The sequence below is a fragment of the Trinickia sp. genome (assembly GCF_035492435.1).
Lineage (GTDB): Bacteria > Pseudomonadota > Gammaproteobacteria > Burkholderiales > Burkholderiaceae > Trinickia.
This window is the reverse complement of sequence record NZ_DATJJF010000042.1, coordinates 47116-53405: the sequence shown is the minus strand read 5'-3', so window position 1 is coordinate 53405 and position 6290 is coordinate 47116. Positions and strand designations below refer to the sequence as shown.

Below are 6290 nucleotides of genomic sequence, written 5' to 3'. Positions count from 1 at the left end.
ACCGTGCTGCCGTTGATCAAGCTGCGGGAGCAAATCTTGCAGTCGCCGGCGCCGGTAGCCAGCGCGGTAGTCAAAGCCGCAGCATAAAGCGCATTCCCCCAAAAAGCGCGTCTTTAACGATGGCCGCCGTTGTGCGGCCATCGCACTGATTTCTCTCGACGGCGAGTGTGTCGCTCGCGGCGCTCAGCCGCGCATGTTCCGCCGCTGCATCCCCCCATTTCGCGGACTTGCATAGAGCGCTGCCGATCCTGGCTGCGCAGGTCCATTCCCGTCCCCTTCAACTGGCGTGAGCCAAATTGTCGCTGCCATTGCGTCACCAATGGGCCGAAATGTCGCGCCCATTGCGTCGCTGCCGGCGGTATTCTGTATTTCACCTGATGCACTTGATCCTTCCCTTTATGCATGGCGGGGTCAATCGTCGTGGCTAAACCGCACTTCCTGTAATGATTTCCGTGAAATATCACATACAGTATATTGACGTTTACCGCGACGCAGCATAACATGGTGGTTATGCAAGCGATTGGTAATTTTTGAGGGAGGAATAATGGAACTCGATACTTTGGCCTGGATGAGTATTGCCGCCGTTGGGCTCGGTGCCTTCGTGACTTACACGGTAGGCAAGTGCATTTCCGCACCGTTGGCTGATATGGCCGCCAAACACGGCCGCTTCGCCGGCCTCGGTGAAACGAAGGCACAGCGTCCGGCTTCGGGCTTGGGCCAAGGGCACTCCGGACGCGAGGTCATGCATGTCGCCAGGATTGCTCACTAATAGTAACGCGGCGTTCTCGTCAGAAAAGAACGGGGCGCCTACATCGGGCAGAAGCGGCGTGGCGTCATCGCTCGCGCTGTCGCTCGAATCGATCGGGGGTAGTGCGAGTCTTCGCGATCGCGCCTATGCGGCGTTGCGCAAAGCCGTCGCCGATGCCGATATTTATTCCACGCGGGAACCCGTGCGTCTCGACGAGCGCATGCTCAGTGAAACGTTGGGCGTGAGCCGAACGCCGATTCGCGAAGCGATGACGCTACTCGAGCAGGAGGGGTTTTTGCGCACCGTGCCGCGCCGCGGCATCTACATCGTGCGCAAAAGCAAGCGCGAGATCGTCGAAATGATCCAGATGTGGGCGGCGCTCGAGAGCATGGCGGCGCGGCTAGCCACGCTGCATGCGACTGACGCGGAGATCGCGCAGTTGCGGCATATGTTCGACAACTTCCGCGATACCACGCCGGCCGAGCACATCGCCGAGTATTCCGACGCGAACATTGCGTTTCATCAGGCGATCGTCGATCTGTCGAAATCCAAGGTGATCCGCGACACGATCAAGAACATCTTTGTGCACGTGCGTGCGATCCGTCGGTTGACGATATCGCAGAGCGACCGAGCCGCGCGCTCGATCGTCGATCATCTGCGTATCGTCGAAGCGCTCGAGGCGCGCGATACCGAGCTTGCAGAGCGGCTCGTGCGTCAGCACTCGCTCGATTTGGCGGCGCACGTCGAGGCGAGCTGCGACTTTCTCGATTGACGGGAACAGCACGCCATCGGCGGGCGAATCGGTGGCCAAAACGTGCAGCGCTCAAGCCCGCACGGCCGTCAACGTGTTGATCTGCGTGATTTTCTCGATCAGCCCCGCACCGTCGTCGATCAGAAACTGCTTGAATGCCTCGGCGACGGGCGGGAGCCGCTTGTTCTTCCGATGCACAACGTACCAGTTGAGCATGACAGGGAAGCCTTCGACATCGAGCACGACGAGATGTCCGAGCTGCAGCTCAAGGCTGATCGTATGGGCAGACAGAAAAGCGATGCCCATGCCGGCAATGACCGCCTGCTTGATCGTCTCTGTGCTTTTGATCTCCATCGCGATCTTGGGGTTGTCGAGCCGGCCCGCAAGACCTTCCTTCATTGAATTCCAAGTATCGGAGCCTCGTTCTCTCACGATGAACGGCTCTTCGGCCAACTGCGCCATCGGAATGAACCGCTTGTCCGCCAACGGGTGGTTGGGCGCAGCGACGATGACGTAGGGGTGCGGCGCGAACGGTTCTGTCGTCACATCCATGCCAACCGGGGGACGAACCATGATGGCGAGATCAGTCTGGTTGGTCGCAAGCCGATGGAGCAGCTCCTCTCGATTGTGGACCGCCAAGTTGAAGACCACGCCCGAATACCGTCGAATGAATTCGGCGAGCAGCCGCGGAAAGAAGTAGTCGCCGGCACTGATGACCGCCACATTGAGCGTGCCGCCTGAAATGCCTTTGAGCTGGCTCATCGCTTCGTCCTCCTGCTGGAATTGCTGGAGGATGTTGCGACTGAACTGCAGCATTTCGGCGCCTGCCGGCGTCAGATAGATCTTTTTTCCAAGTTGCTCGAAAAGCGGTAGGCCGGCATGTTCTTCCAGCTGAGCGACTTGGGTCGAGACGGCGGGTTGAGTCAGATGAAGTTCTTCGGCGGCTCGCGAGAAGCTGAGCAGCCGCGCGACCGTCTCAAAGACTTTCAATTGCCGCAGTGTTGCATTTCGGATTGTCATGGCTGATGCATAACGAATAGTTTATCGTTATCGTAACAAAGTTCAGCTTTAAATTAAGGTAGCAATGACCCTAACTCGTCCCACGCTGGCGAACGAACCCCGGGAATAACCCTTAATCGTCTGCCGGAATCGGTCGCCGATGGCCTACCGACGCGGGTTTGCGAGCGCTAACCAATTTTGCCGCTATGGGGTCCGCACCGTTGTCCGGCCAAGGGGCACGCCGGTCAGCGCACGCCGCCATTATCTCAAATATAACGAATTCGTAATCGACACTGTAACAAAGTTTGATTATCGATAACCGATGCTCCCCGCATAGGATGGCAGGGATGCGTTCAAACAGATTCCAAAATGCGGCGGCGCGTCCTGGTGTGAAGAATCGAGCGGCGATGTCCAGTTTCGCGCTCATGTCAGGTTCCGTCCGCTGCTTGACGCACGGTGGCGCATTTTTTTTGGCTCTCGCGGGCATCTCGATTGATGCGTCGCAGGGTTCGATCGGCGATGGTGGAGCCGGCGCCCCTTTTTTAAAACGAGATAGATGGAGACAAGGCACATATGGACGGAACCGTTCAACAACCGCCTGTGTTTTGGAAAAACAGGTGGTTCCAACTCGTAATCGGCATGCTCTGCATGGCGCTCGTTGCCAACCTGCAGTACGCGTGGACGCTGTTCGTGGCACCCATGCAAGCGAGACATCATTGGGATCAAGCCTCGATCCAATTGGCGTTCTCCATTTTCATCGTCACCGAAACGTGGCTTGTGCCAGTGGAAGGCTGGCTCGTTGACAAGTTCGGCCCGCGGCCCGTGGTAGCGGTCGGCGCGATTTGTGCCGGCGTTGCCTGGATCATGAACTCGTTTGCAACGACCTTGCCCGAACTCTATATTGCAGCCGTCATAGCGGGCGTGGGTGCGGGCGGCGTCTACGGCACGTGCGTCGGTAACGCGCTCAAGTGGTTCCCGGACCGTCGCGGTCTCGCAGCCGGCTTGACTGCAGCCGGGTTTGGCGCGGGTGCCGCTGTAACGGTCATTCCGATCGCGAACATGATCAACAGCGCAGGCTACGAGCACGCGTTCCTGGTTTTCGGCGCCTTGCAAGGCATCTTGATCTTCATTCTGGCGTTGTTGTTGACTCGGCCTGTTGCCCGTGCCGTCACGGCGCAAAAGCGCAAGTTTGCTGTTACGAAAGTCGACTACAACACGGCGCAGATGGTCCGCACGCCTGTGTTCTGGCTCATCTACGTGTGTTTCGTCGCAGTTGCTGCAGGCGGTTTGATGGCCACGGCTCAGATCGGACCGATTGCGAAGGATCTCGGTCACGCCAAGCTTCCCATCACCCTGTTCGGCATGACGCTGCCGCTGTTGACGATGACGCTGTCGATCGACAACGTGTGCAATGGGTTCACGCGGCCGCTGTGCGGTTTCCTTTCGGACAAGATCGGGCGTGAAAGCACGATGTTCCTCGTGTTCGTCGGTGAAGGCCTGGCATTGCTCGGTCTGATGCAGTTCGGCTCGAACCCCTACTTGTTCATGACCTTCGCGGCGCTCGTTTTCCTCTGCTGGGGTGAGATTTTCTCGATCTTCCCGGCCATCTGCGCGGATACCTTCGGCAGCAAGAATGCGGCTGCGAATGCCGGGATGCTCTACACGGCGAAAGGCACTGCGGCGTTGCTTGTTCCGCTCGCGTCGATCCTCGCTGCGATGGGGGGCTGGAACGCTGTGTTCATTGTGTCGGCCGTCATCTCGATCACTGCGGGCGTCAGTGCAAAGTTCGTGTTGGCACCGAAGCGCGCGCGTTGGATCGAGGCGCAGGGCGATGGTCACGCGTTCGTGAATCCGACTACTCAATCGTCGTCGCGCACTGCTCACTGATTAGCATGACACCCGAGCTGGCATGATGCCCAAAGCGGGGCGCCTTCTTCCCTACGGAACAAGGCGCCCCGTTTGCTTTGGGCTGGCGTTTTCGAGCGCTGGCTCGCGTGGACTGCCGATCCGCTCGCGTGTTGGTGAGTGGCTGAGCTTGCGTTTGACGGACCTGGCGGCGTGTGCCGCTGCCCATTGCCCGTGCCAGTGTGTAAAGGGAGTGGGAAGTAGGGGGCGAAAAGTGCGACCGCCCCTGAGCGTACGCTAGGGGCAACGCGCACGAGAGAGGTGGTTTGCTAAAGGATTCGCGGGCCGCGAAGAGTGGCCGTCTGATCGTGTTAAACGCGCTAAAAAGCAAAACGCCGCGTGTGCATCACGCGGCGTCGGCAGAGTGAGCGGGGCTTCGGTGTCAGGCGCCGCCGAGCATGGGTAATGCGAAGTCGCCCGAGAAACCGTCGGAGGCTCGCATTTCGCGCGTGCGGACCTGCACGGCCGAAGGGCGCTTGGTTTCCGCTGCGATGGTTTCGCGAATCGGCAGCGGTTCCGGCCGCTGCGCATTCTTCTTCGAAAGAATGGCTTGACTCAGGAATTCGGCGGTGTAGGCCGTCAAGAGGTGCGGGTGATGTGCTTCGATGTACGCAATGATGCGCTTGGCTTCGTCGGCGATCGACGCGAGGGCCGCGAGCGTTTTCGCATCCCAGCGAAAGCGCAGTCCCAGTTCCTCGAATGCCATGTTGTATGCGCTGACGTGTGCCTGCCAATCATGGCTGTTGCCGCGCTCGTCCAATGCTGTGTGGCTCATCTCTGCTCCTCCTTCCATCGTCAGTCGATGATGTGTCAAAGCATAGAACTGCATTTCAATAGGCGATAGTTAAAGTTTTATTTGAAAATCATTACCTATCGGTTATGATACGCCGCAGCCACTAACATGCGCCACTCCTATCTGCAACGGCCATTTTCTAAAAAGTGCTTTGGTGCGCCCTGGTATCTGATATACAGTATTAGAAATATGCAGTTGGAGAGAGGGCAGATGCCTGAGGAAAGAGAACTCAATGCTGAACGGGTGCCCGTGGCGCTCACGCTGGCGCCTATCGGTGCGTCGGCGTCGTTGCGGGACCGGGCCTACGCGAGTTTGAAGCGGGCCATCGCGGAAACTGATATCTATCGGTCGCGCGAGGACATTCGGCTAGACGAGAAGGAACTGGCGGAGGCGCTCGGCGTGAGCCGCACGCCGGTTCGTGAGGCGATGACGCTGCTTGAGCAAGAAGGGTTCTTGCGCACAGTTCCGCGACGCGGGGTCTACATCCAGCGCAAGACCCGGCGCGAGATCGTCGAGATGATCTACATGTGGGCCGCGCTCGAGAGCATGGCGGCGCGCCTTGCGACGCTGCGTGCCTCCGACGAGGACATCGCCGGCCTGCGCCGGATCTTCGACGATTTCTCCGGGGCGACGCCCGGCGACCACCTCGACGAGTACTCCGACGCGAACATCGCGTTCCACCAGTCCGTTGTCGAGCTGTCGAAGTCGCCGTTGCTGGTCGAAACGATCAAGAACATCTTCATGCACGTGCGGGCGATACGCAGGATGACGATCGCACGCAATGATCGGGCGGAGCGTTCCATTGGCGATCACATGCGCATCATCGAGGCGCTCGAGGCGCGCGATACCGAGCGCGCAGAACAGTTGGTGCGGCAGCATTCGCTCGATTTGGCCATGTTCGTCGAAATGAACTGCGATTTCCTCGAGTGAGGCGTTGCACCACAGATTTCTATGAAGTAACCAACATCATCGCGCGACACGTGTCACGCGGTTTTGCAATGCAAACTGGGAGGCTCGCGCCGCCAAGTTTGTTGAGGGTCCAAGGCGGATTGCACTGCAGCATGGTGCGGCAGACCGCAAAAAAGCCTTGACTA

Annotated in this window: 6 protein-coding genes; 4 read left to right on the top strand and 2 right to left on the bottom strand. The window is 58.9% G+C overall.

What is annotated here, in order from left to right; all coding sequences use genetic code 11:
• The first annotated feature begins 544 nt into the window (after positions 1 to 544).
• Together VL598_RS03775 and VL598_RS03770 are read left to right on the top strand one after the other, a co-directional pair.
• Positions 545 to 769 carry a hypothetical protein gene (locus VL598_RS03775; RefSeq protein WP_325325364.1) on the top strand — a complete coding sequence of 75 codons (225 nt, stop codon included), beginning with the start codon at positions 545 to 547 and terminating at the stop codon, positions 767 to 769.
• A 58-nt stretch (positions 770 to 827) separates the two neighbouring features.
• On the top strand, positions 828 to 1520 hold the full coding sequence (locus VL598_RS03770) for a GntR family transcriptional regulator (protein ID WP_325325363.1): 693 nt from the start codon (positions 828 to 830) through the stop codon (positions 1518 to 1520).
• 51 nt (positions 1521 to 1571) lie between these two features.
• Here VL598_RS03770 and VL598_RS03765 read toward each other — a convergent pair whose 3' ends face one another.
• On the bottom strand, positions 1572 to 2519 hold the full coding sequence (locus tag VL598_RS03765) for a LysR family transcriptional regulator (RefSeq protein WP_325325362.1): 948 nt from the start codon (positions 2517 to 2519) through the stop codon (positions 1572 to 1574).
• A 552-nt stretch (positions 2520 to 3071) separates the two neighbouring features.
• On the opposite strand from VL598_RS03765, the gene oxlT reads away from it, so the two are divergent.
• The gene (oxlT, locus tag VL598_RS03760; RefSeq protein ID WP_325325361.1) at positions 3072 to 4385 is read left to right on the top strand and encodes an oxalate/formate MFS antiporter; all 1314 of its coding nucleotides are present in this window, start codon (positions 3072 to 3074) and stop codon (positions 4383 to 4385) included.
• Positions 4386 to 4785: 400 nt separating this feature from the next.
• Here oxlT and VL598_RS03755 read toward each other — a convergent pair whose 3' ends face one another.
• The gene (locus VL598_RS03755; RefSeq protein ID WP_325325360.1) at positions 4786 to 5178 is read right to left on the bottom strand and encodes a hypothetical protein; all 393 of its coding nucleotides are present in this window, start codon (positions 5176 to 5178) and stop codon (positions 4786 to 4788) included.
• Positions 5179 to 5406: 228 nt separating this feature from the next.
• Between VL598_RS03755 and VL598_RS03750 the strand changes: the two genes are divergently transcribed.
• On the top strand, positions 5407 to 6126 hold the full coding sequence (locus tag VL598_RS03750; protein ID WP_325325359.1) for a GntR family transcriptional regulator: 720 nt from the start codon (positions 5407 to 5409) through the stop codon (positions 6124 to 6126).
• The last annotated feature ends 164 nt before the right edge of the window (positions 6127 to 6290 follow it).